21 protein-coding genes are annotated in these 20284 nt (G+C 62.4%); 8 read left to right on the plus strand and 13 right to left on the minus strand.

Going from position 1 to position 20284, the window contains the following annotated elements; genetic code table 11:
* The first annotated feature begins 178 nt into the window (after window positions 1-178).
* The gene (locus tag NKH13_RS10675; protein ID WP_352720888.1) at window positions 179-925 is read left to right on the plus strand and encodes a metallophosphoesterase family protein; all 747 of its coding nucleotides are present in this window, start codon (window positions 179-181) and stop codon (window positions 923-925) included.
* A 68-nt stretch (window positions 926-993) separates the two neighbouring features.
* On the opposite strand, the gene NKH13_RS10680 is transcribed toward NKH13_RS10675, so the two are convergent.
* Window positions 994-3405 (minus strand): DNA/RNA non-specific endonuclease, encoded by a 2412-nt coding sequence (locus NKH13_RS10680; RefSeq protein ID WP_352912468.1) that lies wholly within the window; start codon window positions 3403-3405, stop codon window positions 994-996.
* A 262-nt stretch (window positions 3406-3667) separates the two neighbouring features.
* Between NKH13_RS10680 and NKH13_RS10685 the strand changes: the two genes are divergently transcribed.
* Both NKH13_RS10685 and carB read left to right on the plus strand, forming a co-directional pair.
* The gene (locus NKH13_RS10685) at window positions 3668-4531 is read left to right on the plus strand and encodes an SH3 domain-containing protein (protein ID WP_352912469.1); all 864 of its coding nucleotides are present in this window, start codon (window positions 3668-3670) and stop codon (window positions 4529-4531) included.
* 313 nt (window positions 4532-4844) lie between these two features.
* Window positions 4845-8348, plus strand: coding sequence for a carbamoyl-phosphate synthase large subunit (gene carB, locus NKH13_RS10690; RefSeq protein ID WP_352912470.1), 3504 nt, complete (start codon window positions 4845-4847; stop codon window positions 8346-8348).
* A 78-nt stretch (window positions 8349-8426) separates the two neighbouring features.
* Here the strand turns inward: carB and NKH13_RS10695 are convergent, their stop codons facing one another.
* The 6 genes from NKH13_RS10695 to NKH13_RS10720 all read right to left on the minus strand — a co-directional run bounded on the left by NKH13_RS10695 (window position 8427) and on the right by NKH13_RS10720 (window position 12615).
* Complete coding sequence (locus tag NKH13_RS10695) at window positions 8427-9275, minus strand: hypothetical protein (protein ID WP_352912471.1); 849 nt, start codon at window positions 9273-9275, stop codon at window positions 8427-8429.
* Between the two features lie 219 nt (window positions 9276-9494).
* Window positions 9495-10118, minus strand: a complete 624-nt coding sequence (locus NKH13_RS10700) for a hypothetical protein (protein WP_352912472.1) — start codon at window positions 10116-10118, stop codon at window positions 9495-9497.
* Between the two features lie 50 nt (window positions 10119-10168).
* Window positions 10169-10633 carry a DUF6644 family protein gene (locus NKH13_RS10705; protein ID WP_352912473.1) on the minus strand — a complete coding sequence of 155 codons (465 nt, stop codon included), beginning with the start codon at window positions 10631-10633 and terminating at the stop codon, window positions 10169-10171.
* Window positions 10634-11017 (minus strand): DUF6152 family protein, encoded by a 384-nt coding sequence (locus tag NKH13_RS10710; RefSeq protein WP_352912474.1) that lies wholly within the window; start codon window positions 11015-11017, stop codon window positions 10634-10636. It abuts the gene before it with no gap.
* 346 nt (window positions 11018-11363) lie between these two features.
* Complete coding sequence (locus NKH13_RS10715; RefSeq protein ID WP_352912475.1) at window positions 11364-11852, minus strand: GNAT family N-acetyltransferase; 489 nt, start codon at window positions 11850-11852, stop codon at window positions 11364-11366.
* Entirely contained in the window at window positions 11845-12615 is a 771-nt protein-coding gene (locus NKH13_RS10720; RefSeq protein ID WP_352912476.1) for a transglycosylase SLT domain-containing protein, read from the minus strand. Before NKH13_RS10720 ends, NKH13_RS10715 begins: the two co-directional genes overlap by 8 nt.
* A gap of 207 nt (window positions 12616-12822) precedes the next feature.
* Between NKH13_RS10720 and NKH13_RS10725 the strand changes: the two genes are divergently transcribed.
* A complete protein-coding gene (locus NKH13_RS10725) occupies window positions 12823-13392 on the plus strand; it encodes a methylated-DNA--[protein]-cysteine S-methyltransferase (RefSeq protein WP_352912477.1) in 570 nt (189 codons plus the stop codon).
* Between the two features lie 51 nt (window positions 13393-13443).
* On the opposite strand, the gene NKH13_RS10730 is transcribed toward NKH13_RS10725, so the two are convergent.
* On the minus strand, window positions 13444-13770 hold the full coding sequence (locus NKH13_RS10730) for a hypothetical protein (protein ID WP_352912478.1): 327 nt from the start codon (window positions 13768-13770) through the stop codon (window positions 13444-13446).
* Window positions 13771-14069: 299 nt separating this feature from the next.
* On the opposite strand from NKH13_RS10730, the gene NKH13_RS10735 reads away from it, so the two are divergent.
* The 3 genes from NKH13_RS10735 to NKH13_RS10745 all read left to right on the plus strand — a co-directional run bounded on the left by NKH13_RS10735 (window position 14070) and on the right by NKH13_RS10745 (window position 15011).
* Window positions 14070-14282, plus strand: a complete 213-nt coding sequence (locus NKH13_RS10735; protein WP_023678332.1) for a cold-shock protein — start codon at window positions 14070-14072, stop codon at window positions 14280-14282.
* 277 nt (window positions 14283-14559) lie between these two features.
* Entirely contained in the window at window positions 14560-14760 is a 201-nt protein-coding gene (locus NKH13_RS10740; RefSeq protein WP_352637184.1) for a hypothetical protein, read from the plus strand.
* A 53-nt stretch (window positions 14761-14813) separates the two neighbouring features.
* Window positions 14814-15011 carry a ParE family toxin-like protein gene (locus NKH13_RS10745; RefSeq protein ID WP_352846774.1) on the plus strand — a complete coding sequence of 66 codons (198 nt, stop codon included), beginning with the start codon at window positions 14814-14816 and terminating at the stop codon, window positions 15009-15011.
* A gap of 113 nt (window positions 15012-15124) precedes the next feature.
* On the opposite strand, the gene NKH13_RS10750 is transcribed toward NKH13_RS10745, so the two are convergent.
* The 3 genes from NKH13_RS10750 to NKH13_RS10760 all read right to left on the minus strand — a co-directional run bounded on the left by NKH13_RS10750 (window position 15125) and on the right by NKH13_RS10760 (window position 17747).
* On the minus strand, window positions 15125-15733 hold the full coding sequence (locus NKH13_RS10750) for a glutathione S-transferase family protein (protein WP_352912479.1): 609 nt from the start codon (window positions 15731-15733) through the stop codon (window positions 15125-15127).
* A gap of 269 nt (window positions 15734-16002) precedes the next feature.
* Window positions 16003-16857 carry an EAL domain-containing protein gene (locus NKH13_RS10755; protein WP_352912480.1) on the minus strand — a complete coding sequence of 285 codons (855 nt, stop codon included), beginning with the start codon at window positions 16855-16857 and terminating at the stop codon, window positions 16003-16005.
* Window positions 16854-17747 (minus strand): EAL domain-containing protein, encoded by an 894-nt coding sequence (locus tag NKH13_RS10760; RefSeq protein WP_352912481.1) that lies wholly within the window; start codon window positions 17745-17747, stop codon window positions 16854-16856. Before NKH13_RS10760 ends, NKH13_RS10755 begins: the two co-directional genes overlap by 4 nt.
* A 203-nt stretch (window positions 17748-17950) precedes the next feature.
* Between NKH13_RS10760 and NKH13_RS10765 the strand changes: the two genes are divergently transcribed.
* Window positions 17951-19153, plus strand: a complete 1203-nt coding sequence (locus NKH13_RS10765; protein ID WP_352912482.1) for a pyridoxal phosphate-dependent aminotransferase — start codon at window positions 17951-17953, stop codon at window positions 19151-19153.
* A 6-nt stretch (window positions 19154-19159) separates the two neighbouring features.
* On the opposite strand, the gene NKH13_RS10770 is transcribed toward NKH13_RS10765, so the two are convergent.
* Both NKH13_RS10770 and NKH13_RS10775 read right to left on the minus strand, forming a co-directional pair.
* Window positions 19160-19555, minus strand: coding sequence for a (R)-mandelonitrile lyase (locus NKH13_RS10770; protein WP_352712989.1), 396 nt, complete (start codon window positions 19553-19555; stop codon window positions 19160-19162).
* Window positions 19556-19584: 29 nt separating this feature from the next.
* A complete protein-coding gene (locus NKH13_RS10775; RefSeq protein ID WP_352912483.1) occupies window positions 19585-20181 on the minus strand; it encodes a methyltransferase family protein in 597 nt (198 codons plus the stop codon).
* Window positions 20182-20284 lie beyond the last annotated feature (103 nt).

The following is a 20284-nucleotide window of genomic DNA, read 5'->3' on the forward strand; positions in this document are numbered from 1 at the left end:
GGGGGGCCGCCCCGCGCGGCCCGGGTGTGGGGGCGTTCCGGCACCCACAACTTAAATTTAAGCTTAATTTTCCCCGAGGCGCCGGTTGGCACAGCCCCCCCTCTCGGGCGGGTGCGCGGCCACCTCTCCCCCGCTTCGCGGAGGCGAGGAAACGCTGCCTCAGCCACGGAGCTTCCCCATGCGCATTGCCGTCCTCGCCGACATCCACGGCAATGTCCTGGCGCTCGAAGCCGTGCTCGACGATCTGCGGCGACGCGGCGGCGCCGACCTCATCGTCAATCTCGGCGATTGCGTTTCCGGCCCGCTCTGGCCGCGCGAGACCATGGAGCGGCTCGAGGCGCTCGACCTGCCGACGGTACGCGGCAATCACGACCGCCGCGTTGCCCGCGACACCGGCGACGAGACCATGTGGCCGTCCGACCGCTACGCGCACGAACGGCTGACAGAGGCCCAGCGCGAGGCGCTGTTCGCGCTGCCCGTCACGCTGGAGGTGGCGCCCGGCATACTCGCCTTCCACGCCCGGCCCGACCACGACGAAAAATACCTGACTGACGCGATAGTCGACGGCCGGCTGGTGCGCGCGCCGCTGGCCGCCATCGAACGGCGCCTCGGCGCGATCGATCCCGCTTGCCGCATCATGCTTTGCGGCCACAGCCATCGTAGCGAGCTGGTCCGCATACCCGGCGGTCCGGTCATCTTCAACCCGGGCAGCATCGGCTGCCCGGCCTATGACGATTCGACCCCGCCGGCGCATGTCTCCGAGCAAGGTTCGCCGCACGCCCGCTATGGCATCCTCGACTTGCACCCTGATCGTTTCGAGGCCATCGCCGTCGATTATGACCACGAGGCGGCGGCGCGTCAGGCCGAGCAGGCGGCACGGCCCGAATGGGCTCACGCGCTGCGCACCGGCTTCATGCCGGGTTGAACCGCGGTTATACCCGGTCCGAACGGATGACCGCCTTCGAGCGGCAGAAGCTGCGGCCGGTCCAATCTTCAGTTGTCCGACGCGGATCGCTTCGATCGCTTGGCAGGACGTCGGGTGCTGGCCGCCGAAGTCTTGGGCGTCGAAGTCTTGGGCGATGAAGCCTTTGGCCGTGTCGGCTTGGGCGCCAGTTGCGTTGGGTTGAAAGTCTGTGCTGGAACCGATTCGGAACCGGCCCGAATGTCGGCGTCGCGCACCTGCTGGCCAAAGTTCAGGCTGGTCAGCTGTTCGATCTCGGCCACCGTCGAAAGAAACTCCGATACCCTGGCAATTTCAAGCGGGTCATCGAATGCCTCGGCACGCTCGCCGAACGCTTCGGGCATCACTTCCAAAACCGGCTTCTGGTCCGCCAGCAGCGCGATGGCGCGCAGGCCAGCTTGATCGGACCACAGCGCGATCTTCCAGAACTTCAGCGGAACATGGCTGTCGAAGCGGTAGGGAGGATCGTCCTCGCGGAACACTGGCCCGGCAAACACCGTGACACGGCCTCGGGTCGTGTAGGCGTTGCGCAGCACATAGGTTTCCACCGCGCGCCATCTCAGTTTCCCCTTGGAGCCGGGATGGTTAAGCGAGCTTCCCTGATTGAAGAAGCCGACTTGCGGCGCAGCATTGGGATAGAAGAACGTGTCGCGTTCTGCCGCGACCGCCTCCTGATCCACCCCCCATGCAGGGTCGCCGCGAAGCGTGATATGACCCTTCTGGAACATTCGGGCTATTCGTTCCTTGGATTTTGCGACAGGAAATCCAGGCACATTCTGGCTCGAATAGAATTCCTGGGTCATCTGCTCGCCAAGGTCGATGCGGCGATCGGGCCGGAAAGCATCGCTGGCTTCCGAACCGGAAATCGACTCCACCCCCAATTCGACAAGCGACGGGTTGTCGATGACCGTCTTGTCCTCACGATTTACCGCCTTGGTGCGGGATCCATCGATATTGCAGGCGGTGACGAAGGCAAGCCTGCGATCGGCGTTCATCAAGATCGAAAAATGATGGTAGCGCAATTCGTGTGGGTCCTCGCCCGGTTTGGCAAGAAGGTTTTTGGCCAACCGGAAGGGTGAATCGGCAACCGTCGGCATTGGCAGGACAAAGCCCGGTATGAAGCCGGGCTCATACCCTCCACGATCGTCGAAGTCCTCTGTTTTCCAACCCGCTGCCTCGGCGATGGCTACCTTCGCGGGTTCGCTTGCCGGGCTCTTGCCGTCGTTTCGTCTTGCATCGCCTCCGTCGCCGTCGATTAACGGCGCCCGGACATTTATCTCGACGGGAAAAGTCCAGGTGACCGAGCCATCGGCGTTGTGTCTCGTCGCCGGCGGATTGCGATCGGGTTCCGGCCGCTGCACCGGCTTGTCCGGCACATCTTCGCGAATGTCGGCGTTCAGCCGAACTGTCTCGTCCATCATGCGCGGCGTGCCGGCCCAAATCGCCAGAGCTTGCGAAACCGCCGATGCCGAGGAGCCCGGTAGCCTGGTCTTTCTAGTGCTGAGATCGTCAACGATGGCGCTGATCCGTATGCCTTCGTTGATCTCGCGCGTAAGCGCATAGCCACCTATGCCCGTCACCTCGTGGAACGGCCCGGCCCAATGATGCAGGGCAATAGGCTCCCATTCGTTGTTGAAGACCGGTGAGCCGGACGAACCCTGTTCGGTGTCGGCGACATAGTGCAGCACTTGCACCGTTTCGTCGCGGGCCACCAGCCGGTTTTCACGCAGCACCAGTTCCTTGAAGCGGCCATCGGGGTGCTGAACGATGTTGGCGATTTCGCCAAGCATATGCTTGTCGCGCGCGTCCGACAGCGAGATAAAACCGAACTCCCCCAGTTCCTTTGGACCTGAACGCCGCTCGCCGACCCCGATCAGCGTATAGTCCAGACCCTCTATGCTATCGGTCACGAAACAGGATTCGGGATCGAACAGGAACGTCGTCGGCGTACGCACGGCATTCGCACCGTCCTGCTCATAATCGAACTGGACCTGGAAGCGCCGGGAATCCGCCGGCGACGAAATCACATGGTTGTTTGTGAGGAACAGCCTTGGTCCGACCAGGAAACCCGATCCTTGTGGATTGCCGTTGAGAAAGGCAACGCGGCCGACCGCATCGGCCACACGGCGCCCACGCTCCAGAAATGCGACCCCGATGAAATCGAGCGTTGGGCCGAGAATTGCCTCAGGTCCTGGCTGTTTGGCGGCGGCCTTTCTTTCCCCGGCAGACCTCATGTCGATCGCTGCCGATATCATCTCCGCTTCGGTGCGGCTGAGCGACGCCTTTACCTGCAGCCTGTCGAGGCGCCTGGAGAGGGTCTGTTCGGCGGCCAGCGGATTGCCGTTGGCGATGTGACCAAGTGAAGCCTCAATCTCGGCGCGCGTTTTCTTGATACGCTGGCGAACTATGTTTTCCACCTGTGCAAATATTTCAAGGTCGACCATATTGCCCTCCTCAACCTTACTTGAGAGAGTGCATATTTACATGAAATGTGCAATATTTTGCCGGCTGTAGTTTACGGAAGTGGCCTGGTCGCGATTCAACACGCGGCCCCTTTTCGGGCTTACACAGCGCCGCCTCGTCGCCTATAAAAACCGGCTGGCGTGCGATGGCGCTTTCGTGCCTAGCCGCGCCTTCGGCAATTGAACCTACCGCCCGTGGCAGATGACTAGGCGCACAGTAACACTCCCGACGACGCTGCTTGCGGTGATTGCCGCTCCGCTGATGCTGGCGGAGCTGCCGGCCACCGGCCAGGAGCCGGAGCCCATCATCTCGATTGTGACGGGTCTCGCTCCGGATGACCTCCTGAACGTGCGCGCCACGGCATCGGCCATGGGCAAGATCGGGGCACGGCTACCGAGTGGTTCGAGCGTGAAAAATCTCGGCTGCGGCGACGTCAGCGGCTACAAGTGGTGCAAAGTCCAAGACATCGACGACCCGAAGCTGAGCGGATGGGCTCCGGCGCGCTATCTCGACCCCATCAATCCCCGGCAAGTGACACCGCAGGTGGCGGCCAGTGCGGAGAACCCTGCCTCTCAACCGCTGCCGGATCTGACAACGCGCCTCGGCGCGGCCGCTCCCGAAACGCCGCTGAACTCCGCTGACTCAATCGGCAGGGTGGCGATCGAGGATGCTTACCGCCTGGCCCTGGCCGCTGGAAACCCGTCGACTGGACAGGTTGATGGATCGGCGCCCGCAGCAGTGGGTCCCGTCCAGAATTTCGGCGCGGCCAACGCGGCGCCTCCGCCCGACGCACAGACCGTTGCACGGCTGCAGCCGCCGGGGACACCGGTCCCAGGTGCTGGCAACGCCATCCCCTGCGCGCGCTATCTCGGCCAGCCGATGACCAGCTGCAAGGCAGGCGTCGCGCGCACGGGCGACAAGATCGACGTGACCGTGACCTGGCCCGACGGCGGCACGCGCATCATCAGCTTCAAGGCCGGCAAGCCGGCCAGTGCGGACGCACCCGGCGAATTCCGCTTCACCCGCGAGGGCAGCCTCAACATCATCCGTATCGGTGCTTCCGAGCGTTTCGAGATCACGGATCAGTTGGCTGGGTTAGGGGAATAAGGCAGTAGGGCACTAGGGCAATATGTTTAAAGGGCGCTCGAACCTCTGCCCTACTGCCCTACTGCCCTACTGCCCTACTGCCCTACTGCCCCACTGCCCCACTGCCCCACTGCCCTACTCCCCTACTCCCCTACTGCCCTACTGCCCTACTGCCCTACTCCCCTACTCCCCTACTCCCTCATTTTCGGGGTTACATCCGGCAAAACTCTTCCCTATAAGGCCCTCCTAGCCTGATACCAGAATCGCGAGCACAACCGGCCGGGTCATCCCGTCCGGCTTTTTGTGCAAGCCGCCCGCCGAACGGACCCTCGACATGCCAAGACGCACCGACATCAAGTCGATCCTGATCATCGGGGCCGGCCCCATCGTCATCGGCCAGGCCTGCGAGTTCGACTATTCCGGCACCCAGGCCTGCAAGGCGCTCAAGGAAGAGGGTTTTCGCGTCATCCTGGTCAACTCCAATCCGGCCACCATCATGACTGACCCGGAACTGGCCGACGCTACGTACATCGAGCCGATCACGCCGGAAGTTGTCGCCAAGATCATCGCTAAGGAGCGGCCCGACGCGCTGCTGCCGACCATGGGCGGCCAGACCGCGCTCAACACCGCTTTGTCGCTGCGCCGCATGGGCGTGCTCGACCGCTATCAAGTAGAGATGATCGGCGCCGACGCCACGGCCATCGACAAGGCCGAGGACCGCGCGCTGTTTCGCGAGGCGATGAACAAGATCGGCCTGGAAACGCCGAAGTCGATGTTGGCCAATGCCACCGACGTCAAGAATGCCGACCGCAAGACACACGAGGCCGAGCGCGCCGCGCTGAAGGCCGAGAAGCCCGAAAATCTCGACGCCGCGCTCGACGCGCTGGAAACGCGCTGGAACCTCGGCGAGGGCGACCGCAAGCAGCGCTACATCAGCCACGGCATGGCGATCGCAGCACAAGCGCTCGATCATGTCGGGCTGCCCGCCATCATCCGCCCGTCCTTCACCATGGGCGGCACCGGCGGCGGCATCGCCTACAACCGCGCCGAATTCTACGAGATCGTCCAGTCCGGCCTCGACGCCTCGCCGACCACCGAAGTGCTGATCGAGGAGAGCGTGCTCGGCTGGAAGGAGTATGAGATGGAGGTCGTCCGCGACAAGGCGGACAATTGCATCATCATCTGCTCGATCGAGAACATCGACCCGATGGGCGTGCATACAGGCGACTCGATCACCGTCGCCCCTGCCCTGACGCTGACCGACAAAGAGTACCAGATGATGCGCAACGCCTCGATCGCGGTGCTGCGCGAGATCGGCGTCGAGACCGGCGGCTCCAACGTGCAGTTCGCCGTCAACCCGGCCGACGGCCGCCTGGTGGTGATCGAGATGAACCCGCGCGTCTCGCGCTCGTCCGCACTGGCCTCCAAGGCGACCGGCTTCCCGATCGCCAAGATCGCCGCCAAGCTCGCCGTCGGCTATACGCTGGACGAGCTGGAGAACGATATCACCGGCGGAGCAACGCCGGCCTCGTTCGAGCCGAGCATTGATTACGTCGTGACCAAAATCCCGCGCTTTGCCTTCGAGAAGTTTCCCGGCGCCGAACCGGTGCTGACCACCTCGATGAAGTCGGTCGGCGAGGTCATGGCCATCGGCCGCACCTTCCAGGAATCGCTGCAGAAGGCCTTGCGTGGACTGGAGACCGGCCTGACCGGTCTGGACGAAATCGAGATCCCCGGCATCGGCCACGGGAACGCGCCAGCCAGCCATGTCGATGACCGCAACGCTATCCGCGCCGCTCTGGGCACGCCAACGCCCGACCGGCTGCGCATGGTGGCGCAGGCCATCCGCATGGGCACCTCGCTGGAAGACGTGCACGCAATGTGCAAGATCGACCCGTGGTTCCTCGAGCAGATCGCCGGCATCCTCGCCATGGAAGCGCGCATCCGCGAGCACGGCATTCCGGAGGACGCCGCCAATCTGCGCATGCTGAAGGCGATGGGTTTCTCCGATGCCCGCCTCGCGTCCCTGGTCAGGAAGGATGTCGAAGAGATCCAGAAGATACGCGACAAGCTCGACGTTCATCCCGTCTACAAGCGTATCGACACTTGCGCCGCCGAGTTCGCCTCGCCCACCGCCTATATGTATTCGACCTATGAAGTGCCGTTTGCAGGCGCGCTTGCCAACGAGGCGCAGGTCTCGTCGCGCAAAAAAGTTGTCATCCTCGGCGGCGGCCCCAACCGCATCGGCCAGGGCATCGAGTTCGACTATTGCTGCTGCCATGCCGCGTTCGCGCTGCGCGACGCCGGCTTCGAGGCGATCATGGTCAACTGCAACCCGGAGACCGTGTCGACCGACTACGACACTTCGGACCGGCTCTATTTCGAGCCGCTGACGCCGGAGGATGTCTTGGAGATCCTGCGCGCCGAACAGGCATCGGGCGAACTGGTCGGCGTCATCGTCCAGTTCGGCGGCCAGACGCCGCTCAAGCTCGCCGATGCTTTGGAAAAAGCCGGCATCCCGATCCTCGGCACCTCGCCCGACATGATTGATCTCGCCGAGGACCGCGACCGCTTCCAGAAGCTCTTGCACAAGCTCGGCCTCAGCCAGCCGAAGAACGGCATCGCCTATTCGGTCGAGCAGGCCCGCCTCGTCGCCGGCGAGCTCGGCTTCCCGCTGGTGGTGCGCCCGTCCTATGTGCTCGGCGGCCGCGCCATGCAGATCATCCACGACGAGAGCATGCTGCAATCCTACCTGCTCGACACCGTGCCCGGCCTGGTGCCGGAGGACATCAAGCAGAAATACCCCAACGACAAGACCGGCCAGATCAACACGCTGCTCGGCAAGAACCCGCTGCTGTTCGACACCTATCTCTCAGGCGCCATCGAGGTCGATGTCGATTGCCTCTGCGACGGCAGGTCGACCTACGTCTCCGGCATATTGGAGCACATCGAGGAGGCCGGCATCCATTCGGGCGACTCGGCCTGCTCGCTGCCGGTGCACTCGCTGCCTTCGGAGCTCGTCGACGAGCTGGAGCGGCAGACGGCCGCCCTTGCCCGCGCACTCAATGTCGGCGGACTGATGAACGTGCAATATGCGATCAAGGACGGCACCGTCTATGTGCTTGAGGTCAACCCGCGCGCATCACGCACCGTGCCGTTCGTCGCAAAGACCATCGGGCGGCCGATCGCCAAAATTGCCGCCCGCATCATGGCGGGCGAAAGCCTGGAAGACGCCTTCGCCCATTACGGCGCCATGCCGGACCCGCGCAATCCCGGCCACATCGCGGTCAAGGAAGCAGTGTTCCCGTTCGCCCGCTTCCCCGGCGTCGACATATTGCTCGGACCGGAAATGCGCTCGACCGGCGAGGTCATGGGCCTCGACCGCGACTTCGCGCTCGCCTTCGCCAAGAGCCAGCTAGGCGCCGGCGTCGACCTGCCGCGCTCCGGCACCCTGTTCGTCTCCGTGCGCGACGAAGACAAGAAAGGCATCCTGCCGGCGGTCAAGCGCCTTGCCGGCCAGGGCTTCAAGGTGCTCGCCACCTCCGGCACCGCCCGCTTCCTCGCCGAGAACGGCGTCGCGGCGGAGAAAATCAACAAGGTGCTGGAAGGCCGCCCGCACATCGAGGACGCCATTCGCAACCGCCAGGTCCAGATCGTCTTCAACACCACGGACGGCCAGAAGGCGGTGTCGGACTCGAAATCGCTACGCAGGGCGACGCTGATGCAGAAAGTGCCGTATTACACGACGCTGTCGGGCGCCGCTGCGGTGGCCGAGGCGATTGCGGCGCTACGGGCGGGGAGTTTGGAAGTGCGGCCGCTGCAGGAGTATTTTAGTTGATCTAAAGTAGTGCTGAGGTGGCCAGCAGGCAGCCGCAGCCTTTAATGCATCCCTGATAGGAAGCCTCGTTTACGCATTTCACAGCAATTCCGAGATTGTCGACCAAGCGGCCAACAGGAATATCTGGATTGAGGGCCAAAATAGCCACCATACGGCGGCGAGAGGCGTACCAATGCCGATCAATGTTGCAATGAACGATAGAAGTTTGCTTTCAACGACGAGATTGTAGAGAGTTCTAAGCCGGCCACCATGCATCTCCCACCAGCCCGTCTCAGTTCGGAGATCTCGATCTTTCACCAACGTCGCAAAATTCGCGAAAATATCGACTTTACGCAAAGTCGACTGATGAAGCCCGTAGAAATTCCTCTGCTCAAAGGCCGCCGCCTCTTGAGCTCCAGTCATGAAGTCCAGAGGACGAATATGGTTTTTAGCGATTAGCGACTCTATTCGAGGATGCGAGATATACCCCTTTCCATAGATATTGATGATCAATCTTGAAAGATCATGCTTTCGATCGTCGTCGATAACCACCGGCGCTCCACCAAGAACGGTATATCGGTGTTCGATAGCGGCAAAGCCGTAGTTGGCGTCGCGCATATTCCAATGTAGGAAATGACTATTCCTATATGATCCCACAAACGAAAAGAACGCATCGAGCATGACTCGCTCCAGCCGATCATAGTGTTGTTCAATCTCGGCGAATGCTACGCCTTGGCGTTCAGCAACCTGATGAATCGAAAATGAGTGGGTTTGCGCGTCGCTAAGTTTGCGAACCGCAACTGAAGTCACCCTGGGCGAACGTCCGTCAACCCGGTCGTAGAAGCTTTCGCATGAATAATGGATTAGCCATGTATTTTTGGCGTCAGCAAAGATACCGTCAATTTCCTTCCAAGCTTCCGTTTGGCGAGTCGGATCAGGCGCCGTCATATGTGGCATCCATTTATACGAGAGCTTTCCTATCAACTAGACGGCACACAATACCAAGTCTTAAATAGGATTGTCGAAAGTTAGAATAAAAGCTAGCCTGTGTTGCTCTCGACCTGTCGGAGCTGTGGAGGGGCCGCTGGACATCGGTTTTGGACACCGAGCCAGCGGCTCCTCGTGGGCCCAGCAAAAGCTGAGCTTAATTCCCGTTTGGACCGGGAATCAATCCGTAGACGCCATCGCGCGTATTACATTTGCAATCTTGTTCGCTTCTGCAGGTGTCAGATCGTAGGGTAGGCCTTGCACCTGAACCGTCAAGTCCGGCCTAATAGGAATCGGTAATATTGAGACCGAAGTAGGTGGCGCCATTGGAAAGATGGGCGATATTTTTTGCGAAGGCCTTTCCGGAGTGCCGTTATCAATAGTATTGGTCGATTTCTGGCGCTCTGTAGATTTCCTTCCGGACGACTGGATCGATGGTCGAAAAGACATTGGATTGTCTAGATAACTTTTGAAATCATCAATCGCGGATTTTAATCTGCTCTTGTACGTGTTTAGGCTATCAGGCGTATAATTTGACCCGGAAATATTCGAAAATCTAACAAGAAGCTGATCAAGATCTACATTTGTAACGTCTTCCGCCTCATCGCGTTCAAGTATAGAGAGAACTTTGTTCGCTGACGCTTTGCGCGAGCGAGCAGTCGTCTTGTTCATTAAGCCCTTCCTCGCAAGGTAGTCGAGGAACTCCAGAAGGGCTTCGCGGGACCGCTTTCCATTCATTGCAGCCATCCTTTCACGGATAGGCATAACACATTCCGGATAAGTTGCAATATCTTTTGTGTCCACGTAGACGTTGTCCATATCTATAAGGGCGAATTGGATAATGGACACTCGGCCTAGCCGAGAAACCCAATAAACCGCCCCGCAAACAGCACGGACGTCCACAGCACCAGCGAAAGCACAGCCAGCACGGCCGTGGCCCTACCGGCCGGCTCGTCACCGCCTTTTGCACGGCGCATGAAGACAAGAAAATTGGCGCCGGCGAGGAGGATGAGGGTCATCTTGGCGAGGAAAATCGGCATCGCCGCATACTCGCTCGCCCTGACCGAAAACAGCAGCGATCCCGTGACAAGCGCACCGCCAAACGCGCCCAATGCGGTGCGGCGCAGTAGCGCGACGAACGCCGCCTGCGGCAGCGACCGGAAGACGCCGAGGACCCTGAGGTCCATGAGCCAGACGCTGGTCAGCAGCGCGCCGATCGCCATGATGTGCAGCGCATTGACGATGGGGTAGGCGACGAAGGAGGCCTTCAGTCCCCGCACAAGCGCGAGTTGCTCGATGCCAGCGAAAAACCCGTCCATTCAGGCCGGCGGCACGCGGTCGGGATAGACGTCATAGGTCTTGCCGCCGACGATGATGCGGACTGCCTTCATGCGCTTTTCGCTCTCGTCGCGCGAGCGATGGCCGATCGCGGTCACCTCGTCCCCGACCTTGGCGACACCTTCCGTGAAGCCGGCAGCGATCGTGCGGGACGGCGGCGCCATCTCCACTCGCCAGACCGCTCCCTCGGCGTCGACATCCAGCGTGGCGTGCGGATTGCCGATATAGATGGCCGTGATCTTGCCCTTGAGTTCGAAGAATCCGTCCTGCGTCCACGACCAGCCATGATGGGCATAGGCTGCGGTGCCGGCGACAAGGATCACCGCCGCCGCCAGCGTGACGCTCCGGTTGAAAGGTGACAGCATCGCTCGTCTCCTCGGTTCCGGCATAAAAGGGTAGGTCAGCGCGCTGCAGCGTCAAATCACATGAGGGCCTTTTGGGTCGCTGCGCTCCACAGCCATGGTAACGGAACGGATCCTAGGGTCTGCGCTCCGCTTCGCGTTCGCTCCGCCCTAGGATGACGAAGCGAGGGGAGGTTTCCAGCCAATCTCCAACGTCCGCGATTAGCGTTATGCCACTGTACCTTCGTCATCCTAGGGCGGAGCAGGAGCGAAGCGACGTCGCGGAGACCCTAGGATCCATGCCGTTACCTTCGAGCGTCGGAGCCTCTGCTGAACATCGCCGCACTTACCGAGGCGCTTGCCCCGAACCTCACCCCGCCCAATCCACCTCGATCATCCCCAGCCGCTGATAAAGCCGCACCGCAGCCGCGTTCTCGACCGTGTTGGTCTTGAGATCGACATGCGCCGCGCCCCTTGCCTGAAATACCGCAAAGGCGTGACGCATCAGCGCTTCGGCAATGCCCTTGCAGCGCGCCTCGGGGTGGACGGCAAGGTCCTTGACGAAAGCCCGCGTCCAGCAGAGCGCAGCGCCGGCCAGCCGGCCCTTGCCGTCGATGACCAGGAAACACAAAGCGGGATCGAAGTCCGCGTCGCCCGAAATGCGTGGCCACCACTCGTCGAACGGCCCATCGGCGCCGTCGTCGAACACCGCGGTCAACAGCGTATGCAAAGCGAGTGCATCGGCGGCTTCGAAGGCGCGCATGAAAAAACCTTCGGGCCAGCGCGGCGCCAGGAGCGTGTCGTCGAGGATCTTGCGCAGTCTTATGTCGTTTGGCGCCGGTGGGCGCGGCTCAGGCATCGGGCTGCATGCGGCGGCGCAGGCTGTCGCTGCCGAGGCCGGTTTCGCTCAGCATCCCCTTGCGCTTGGCGTCGTAGTAATAGCCGCTCTGGTAGAGCCGGTCGGCGCGCTTGGGGTTGCCGCCTGAGACCAGCCAGGCGCCGCGCAGATATTTCACCGCGTATTTCAAATTGGTCTCGGCGTCGAACAGGCCGCTCGCCGGCCCGTCATAGCCCATGCCGCGCGCCGTCGCGTGCTTGATCTGCATCAGCCCCCAATGGCCGTGGTTGTAGGCTTTCGGGTTGAAGGTGCTCTCGCGGTTGACGACGCTGCGCACCAGGTCGACCGGCACCTGATAGAGCGCGGAATATTTCTCGATCAGCCGCTCGATCTCGCTGCGGCCCCCGGCGTTCGACCGGCCCTCGGTGGGGTCGGTCGCGGCCAGGGCGGCCGGGTTCTGCGGCACCGTGTAGGAAACCGGCTGAACGCCGGGCATGGCGGCGGTCTGTTCGGTGACCGGCATGGCGACAGCGGCCGTTGCGATGGCTGGCTGGGCATTAGTGGTGATAACGGCGAAAGCCGCCAGCGGCGTCGGCCCGGCAAAGGCGGCGGCCGGCTCGACCGGCAGTCCTGCCACCTGGGCGACACCGGACGGCTCCGGCAGCACCGAAACCGTGTCGGGCAGCGCCAACGTAAAGCCGGCATCGGTATTGGTCGCATTTTCGGTGAAGGCCGGCGTCGGGGTCACCGGCGAATTCGAGGTGCAACCGCTGAGAGCGGCCACGGCCAACACCGCCGCTAGGACGGGAAAGAGGAATTTTGCTGGCAAGCGGCGCTCGGGTCCGGTTCGTCGGGTGTTAAGAAGTCCTTACACCAGCATCTTTCCCCCGGCAATCCGCGGTAGAAGGTGGTTTTCGGGTGGCGAGCCGGACCGGGAAATGCGATATTGTTCTGGATTTGTACTTCGAAGGATTCCGGAAAGGAGCACGCCATGGACGCCTCTCATGCCACCGCCGGCCACGCGGTCTTCGAAACCGTGCTCGGCTTCATGGGCATCGCCTGGAGCGACGCCGGACTGACCCGGCTCTGCCTGCCGCAGCGCAATCGCGACGCGGTGGAACGCCGGCTGCTGCGCCATGCCGCCGCCGACCAGGCAGCGAAGCCCGAGCCGCAATGGGTTGCCGCGCTGATCGCCTCGATCAAGGCCTACGCCGCCGGCGAGGATATCGATTTCTCCAACGTGCCGGTCGATCTCAGCGGCGTCGACGAGTTCCGCCTGGCGATCTATGACGCGGCGCGAAAGCTCGGCTTCGGCGAAACCACCACCTATGGCGAACTGGCCAAACGCGCCGGCCATGCCGGGCTGGCGCGTGAAACGGGCGCGGCTCTCGGCGCCAACCCGGTGCCGCTGGTCATCCCCTGCCATCGTATCCTTGCCGCCGGCGGCAAGATCGGCGGCTTTTCCGCACCCGGCGGGTCGGCCACCAAGGAAAAGATGCTGGCCATGGAAGGTGTACGCGTCGGCCCGCCGCCGCCGGCGCAGGTGTCGTTCGGGTTCTAGGGTTTATCGATGTTCAGGTGAGGCCGGCATCTCGGCACGTCGTCTCAACCCCTAATCCGGCAGCAGGCGCCGGCGGAAGCGGCGGTCGATCTCCACCCGCTTGCATTTGTAGACGGTGCAGGAATTCGTATCGGCGCTCGGCACCGAGGCCCGCGCCCTGACCTCGCCGATGTCGCAGAATTGCTGGCTCCGCACGTAGCGGTCGTAGAGCGCCAGCCCCGGCACGCGCGCCGATCTGTAACGCAGGATGACCGCGCCCTCGCGCGCGATCGTCGCCTTCACCTTGCCGCAGCTCATGCGTGTCGGGTCATAGCGCGAGACCGCCTGCGCCTCGGCGGCCACCAGCGTCAGGCAAGCGGCAAGCAGAACGATTTTCATGGCCCCTCTCCCCAAAACCCGGTCGCGCCCGAAGCAGGCGCGATCTCCCGCGTCAGGCGCGCAACAACGACGCTCTCACGCGATTGGGGCGGCCGTTGGGCAGCGTTGCCGCCGCGCCATTTTCCGCCCCGTCTTGTTTTTCGCGCGAAAGCATATTATATGCGGTCCATTGATATTTCGGCCGATCGATCCGGGCCTCGCGATATTCGCGTTTGCTGACGTTCTATCTCCAAAATCTCGATACAAACCGGCTGGGTTTCGGCCCCGTCAAACTAAAGCAAACGTAAAGGACTATCGAAATGGCAACAGGTACGGTCAAGTGGTTTAATTCCACCAAGGGTTTCGGCTTCATTCAGCCTGACAGCGGCGGCGCGGACGTTTTCGTTCACATCTCCGCAGTCGAGCGTGCTGGACTGTCGACCCTGGTCGAAGGCCAGAAGATCAACTTCGAGATCGAGCAGGACCGCCGCACTGGCAAGTCGTCCGCTGGATCTCTGAGCAAGGCAGCCTGATTTTGCGAATGGCGCGCGCCGGGCGATAGCCCGGGGCGCGCGGCAAGTCACGGATGTACTGACAGTCGCGCGAGAAGCGCGCCGGAGCGACAGACCCCGACAAGCCGAAGCAGCAGATTGCTGCCGGCCCGGCCAAAACGCTCCCGATCAGGCTACCAAGCATGGGAAGGCGGGATTTTGTCCCGCCTTTTTGCTGTTTGGATTCCGATGAACCGCCGCCTTGGTCCTATGGGACCACTTTATGGTGTTTTTGCCCCGGTCATGGTACTATCGACCGATGAGCAAGCTTGAACAGATTGAGAAATCCGTCGCCGAACTAAGCCCCGAAGAGCTCAAGGCGTTTGCCGCATGGTTCGAGGCGCTGCAGGCCGACATGTGGGACCGTCAGTTCGAAGCCGACGCCAAGGGCGGCAGGCTGGACAAGCTTGCCGAGCAGGCATTGGCTGATCATCGCGCCGGCCGGACCCGGCCTCTGTGAATCATTTTGCGACTCCCTCGTTTTAGGAGGCCTACGCAAAACTGCCCTCGTTAATCAGAGCAAAGGCGAACAGACGTTTCGCCAAACTGAATTCTGAGCCGTTCCACCCGTCGTTGCATTTCAAACAGGTCGGGCGCTACTGGTCGGCGCGGGTTGATATCAACTACCGCGCCGTAGCTGTTCGCGACCACGATGACGTGGTCTGGTTCTGGATAGGCACCCATTCCGAATATGATCGCCTGCTGAAATAGCCGCGCGACCATTCACGCCACGGGCCGAAAGCCGCTAGCGCGACCGGGCATCGCGCCTGTTGGCGCGCCCGTCCGGAGCGAGCCGCGAAGCGGCGACAAGCGTGAGGACAGAATTAAGGCAGCCACTCCAGCGGCACATGCCCCGGGTCGGCCTCGACCCTTTTCAGCCAGGCGGCCACCGCCGGATAGGCGTCGAGCTGAAACCCACCCGTCTCGGCCGTATGCGTATAGGCATAGAGCGCGATGTCAGCGACGCTGAGCGCATTGCCGGCGAAGAAGCTGCTCCCGGCCAGGTGCTTGTCCATGACGCCGAGCGCCTTGTTGCCGCGCTCCAGCGTCACCGCCAGCCGATCGGGTGTCGCGTCTTTCGCGCGTTCTGGAAAGGTCAGCAGCGCCCTGCGCACGGCGATATAAGGCTCGTGGCTGTATTGCTCGAAGAACAGCCACTGATAGGCCAGCGCGCGTTCGTATCTGTCCGCCGGCAGAAACCGCGTGCCTTCGGCGAGGTAGAGCAGGATGGCGTTGGATTCGGCCAGCCGCCGGCCGTCGTCGAGTTCGAGCAGCGGGACCATGGCGTTCGGGTTTTTTGCGACATAGTCGGGCTTGCGCGTCTCGCCGGTATGCGAGCTGACCTCGACATTGGTGAAAGCGATGCCGAGCTTGGCCATCAACAGGCGCGGCTTGTAGCAATTGCCGCTGTCGATCATTCCATAGAGTATCATCGGTGCTCCCCCTTGCTCGCAACCACCCGTCTCAAGGCTTGATCCAGCCTCAAGCCTCTATCCCGGCAGCGGCGGCTTCATCCAGTGATTTGTTTTGGCGTAACCATCAGCGCCGCTGATGCATTTCAGGATATGTCGAGATTCAAGTCAGGCCGAGCCGAGAAGTGTGGGTTCCGAGAACCGGAGCGGAGCGTACCTTTTGGGTACGTGAGCACCGGAAGCGCAGGACCCCCGTTCGCAGGCCGGCATCACTTGAATATCGGCATATCCTAGCCGAACAAGGGGACGACGTTGCTATCCCTGCCAAGCAGCCTGTCGATCGACAGCGGCTCCTCGTCGAACAGCGTGCCGGCCAGCGCCGGCCGGGCGAGGTAAAAACCCTGCAGCAGGTCGACGCCGCCATCCAGCGCGACGCGCAGATGCGTGGCGTTCTCGACGCCTTCGACCAGCACCTTGGCGCCGCGGTCGTGCAGCGTCGAAACCAGCGGCCGGAAAAACCGCTCGGCGGCGGCATGGCGGCAGAATTCGGCGAACCAGGTGCCGTCGATCTTGACGATGTCGGGCTGCACGAGGGCGACCCTTTCTTCCGTCGAATGCCCGGTGCCAAAATCGTCGATGGCGATGCGGACGCCGTCGCGCCGCATCTCACGCGCCAGGCTGACAAGCACCTTGTCGCCGGCCGCCTGCTCGGTGATCTCGCAGACCAGCATGCCGGGATGCAGGCCGAAATCCGCCAGATGCCTGGTCATCAGCCTGATTTCGGCCAGCGCCCGTGCGGGGTCATCGTTGATCAGCGGATTGTAGTTGAAGAACAGGTCGAGCCCGTCGACGCCGATGTTGCGGAAGTTGCGCAAATGCAGCACCCGGCACATGGTTTCGACAAACAGCCGATCCGCAGTCGGCACATCTTCGAAGAAGATTTGCGGCGCCATCGGCCTGCCTGCACGATGCGGCTCGATCAGTCCCTCGACCGCGACGGCGGCGAGAAACCTGCCGCGGGGCGCGAAGACCGGCTGGTAGGCGCTCCTCAGCCGGAATGCGCCGTAGACGCCATATTCGATGCCGACCTCGTCGGCAAAGATCGCCTCGCCGACCTTGCGCCGCATGTCGGCTTGCCCGGTCACGATGCCACCCTGCGGCCAAAGGCCCGCATCGGCCGTCGCGATGGCGAAACGGCCGCAGAAACCTTCTCCGTATCGGCCGACACCGCAGCCGCCTGCCCGCTTTTGTCGAAGACGCGGAAGCTGGTCGGCGCAAGCTCGGGGCGCGCCAGCACATAGCCCTGCACCATCGAGGCGCCCGACTTTTCGGCGAGCTCGAGCTGCCAGCCCGTCTCGATGCCCTCGAACACCGTACGGATGCCTTGCTCTTCGAAGCTCGTCACCATGGCGGTCAGCAAGGCGAAGCCGGCACCGGATTCCATCAGCGTCATGATCCAGTCGGCATCGAACTTGACGATGTCGGGCCTGAGTTCCTTGATGCGATTGATGTCGGACTCGTCGGCGCCGTAATCGTCGACCGCAATGCGCAAACCATTGCCCCTGAGCGCCTCGACGAAATTGTAGAGCGTTTCCTGCGATGCCGATTTCTGCTCGGTGACCTCGCAGACGACGCGGCGCGGATCGATGTCGGCCTCGTGCAGCACCAGCCGCATGTCGCGCAGCGCCTTGTCGGCGATGCTGCGGTCGGTGAACACCGATGGATCGAAGTTGATGAAGATCGAGGCGTCTCGCGGCAGGCAGGCGCCGGCGTTCAGAAGGTGCAGCGTCCTTGTCAGCGCCTCGATATGCAGGCGGTCGACCGCCGGACAGCTGTTGAAGAAACTCGTTGGCGGCTGCGGCTCGCCTTCGCGGAACGGCCGGATCAGCCCCTCGAACGCGACGACGGAAAGCTTGCCCTTGTTGAAGGCGAAGATCGGCTGGAACGCGCTTTGCAGCGTATAGACCCCCCAGACACCGCTGGCGGTGCCGTCATCATGGCGGATGATATGGGCAAGCCCGATGCTGCGCGTCACGGTTCCTCGCTGTGCGAGACTGGCGGACCGGCTACGGTCCTGCCGTTCAAGCTTTTACCGATCGTTGATGAATTTATTGTTGCCAGCATTGCGCGCTGGCTCATTCGACAATGCCTGCGCTGGGCTTGCGCTTGGCAAAACGATGCGACATGAGAGGCGCCGCGGCGCCTTCGCCGCGCCCGTCCTTTCTGGAGATATTTCTCATGGCCTTTCTTGCCGACGTCCTTTCCCGCGTAAAGCCTTCCGCGACCATCGCAGTGACGCAGAAGGCGCGCGAGCTGAAAAACGCCGGCCGTGACGTGATCGGGCTGGGCGCCGGCGAGCCGGACTTCGACACCCCCGACAACATCAAGAACGCCGCGATCGAGGCCATCCGCCGCGGCGAGACGAAATATCCGCCGGTCTCCGGCATCGTGCCGCTGCGCGAAGCGATCGCGAAAAAGTTCAAGCGCGAGAACAATCTCGACTACCGGCCGGACCAGACCATCGTCGGCACCGGTGGCAAGCAGATCCTGTTCAACGCCTTCATGGCGACGCTGAACCCCGGCGACGAGGTGATCATCCCGCGGCCCTACTGGGTGAGCTATCCCGAAATGGTGGCGATCTGCGGCGGCACCTCGGCCTTTGCCGACACGTCCATCGACAACGGCTTCAAGCTGACGGCGGCCGTGCTGGAAAGGGCGATCACGCCGCGCACCAAATGGCTGTTGATGAACTCGCCGTCCAACCCCTCGGGCGCCGCCTATACCGAGGCGGAGCTCAAGAGCCTTGCCGACGTGCTGTTGAAGCATCCCCATGTCTGGGTGCTGACCGACGACATGTACGAGCACCTGACCTATGGCGACTTCGTCTTCAAGACCATCGCCGAGGTCGAGCCTAAGCTCTATGAGCGCACGCTGACGATGAACGGCGTGTCGAAGGCCTATGCCATGACCGGCTGGCGCATCGGCTATGCGGCAGGCCCGGTGCCGCTGATCAAGGCGATGGACATGATCCAGGGCCAGCAGACCTCCGGCGCCTGCACCATCGCCCAATGGGCGGCGGTCGAAGCGCTGAACGGCCCGCAGGATTTTATCCCGAAGAACAAGGTGATTTTCCAGGGCCGGCGCGATCTCGTCGTCTCGATGCTCAACCAGGCGCGCGGCATCACCTGCCCGTCGCCGGAGGGTGCGTTCTACGTCTATCCCTCCTGTGCCCAGCTGATCGGCAGGAAGACCAAGAGCGGCAAGGTGATCGACAGCGACGAAACCTTCTGCTCGGAACTGCTCGAGGCCGAGGGCGTGGCGGTCGTTTTCGGCTCGGCTTTTGGCCTCGGCCCGAACTTCCGCATCTCCTACGCCACGTCGGAGGCCTTGCTCGAAGAGGCCTGCACGCGCATCCAGCGCTTCACCGCCTCGCTGGCCTGAGACGTTTCAGCCGCCATACTGCTCGTCGCTGACCTTCTCCAGCCAATCGACATGCACACTCTCGAGTGCCTCCTGCATGGCGATGTGGGTCATCGCCGATTTGGGCGCGGCGCCGTGCCAGTGCTTTTCGCCGGCCGCAAAGGAGATGACGTCGCCGGCCCTGATCTCCTGGATCGGGCCGCCCCAGCTTTGCGCGAGACCGGCACCGGACGTGACGTAGAGCGTCTGGCCGAGCGGATGCGTGTGCCAGTGGGTGCGGGCGCCGGGCTCGAAACTGACCAGCGTGGCGCGTAGCCGCGCCGGCGCCTCTTTCTCGATGATCGGCGTCTGCAAAACCCGGCCGGTAAAATATGTCTCCGGCGCAACGATCGTCGGCACGCTGCCGCAGGCAATAATCTTCATCGTCGCAAGTCCTCGATCCAATCCAGTGTCTAGAGCCTACCACTTTCGTCCGACGCCGGCTGCATGTCCTGCCGGCTGCGGGCAAGGCGCGGCCAAAACAGGCCGGTGCGCCTGCGGTAGGCGTCGTAGGCGTCGGCCAACCTTGTCCGCGAAAATTTTCGTTCTTCGTCCAAGGCTGCGATCACATAGATCGCAACGATACCGGCGACCGGCACCACCGCCCAGACCGACCAGGTCGCGATACCCCATCCGATCCAGAAGATGATGTAGGACGTGTAGAACGGATGACGGACATGGAGATAAGGGCCTTCGGTCACCAGGCTGTCGGGATTGTCCGGATCGAACGCGAAACGCAGCCGCGCCTTGCGGGAGACCGAGATCGCCCACCAGAACAGCGCCGAGCTTGCCAGTTCGATGGCGAGCCCGCCGATCTTCGCCGCCACCGGCTGCCGCTCGATCCACAGCAGTGCAAGAAAGAACAGCGCCGTGCCGACCACGACGGCCGAAATGATCATCGCGCCCTGAGACATGCTCGGCGACTGGAAATGCGCGCGCATCGACCAGGCATATTGGCCGAGCGTGGCGATGCTGCTGATCGAGACGAGAAGGTCGAGCGTGGATTCCATCATCAGGGTCCCGGGGTTAGCTGTGGTGGATTCGTTCATCATACCCGGCAGAAACCGAGAAATCATTTCTTAACCACCGTTCTAAACAACATGGTGACCTCGG

Source organism: Mesorhizobium sp. M1348 (genome assembly GCF_040317925.1).
GTDB lineage: Bacteria > Pseudomonadota > Alphaproteobacteria > Rhizobiales > Rhizobiaceae > Mesorhizobium.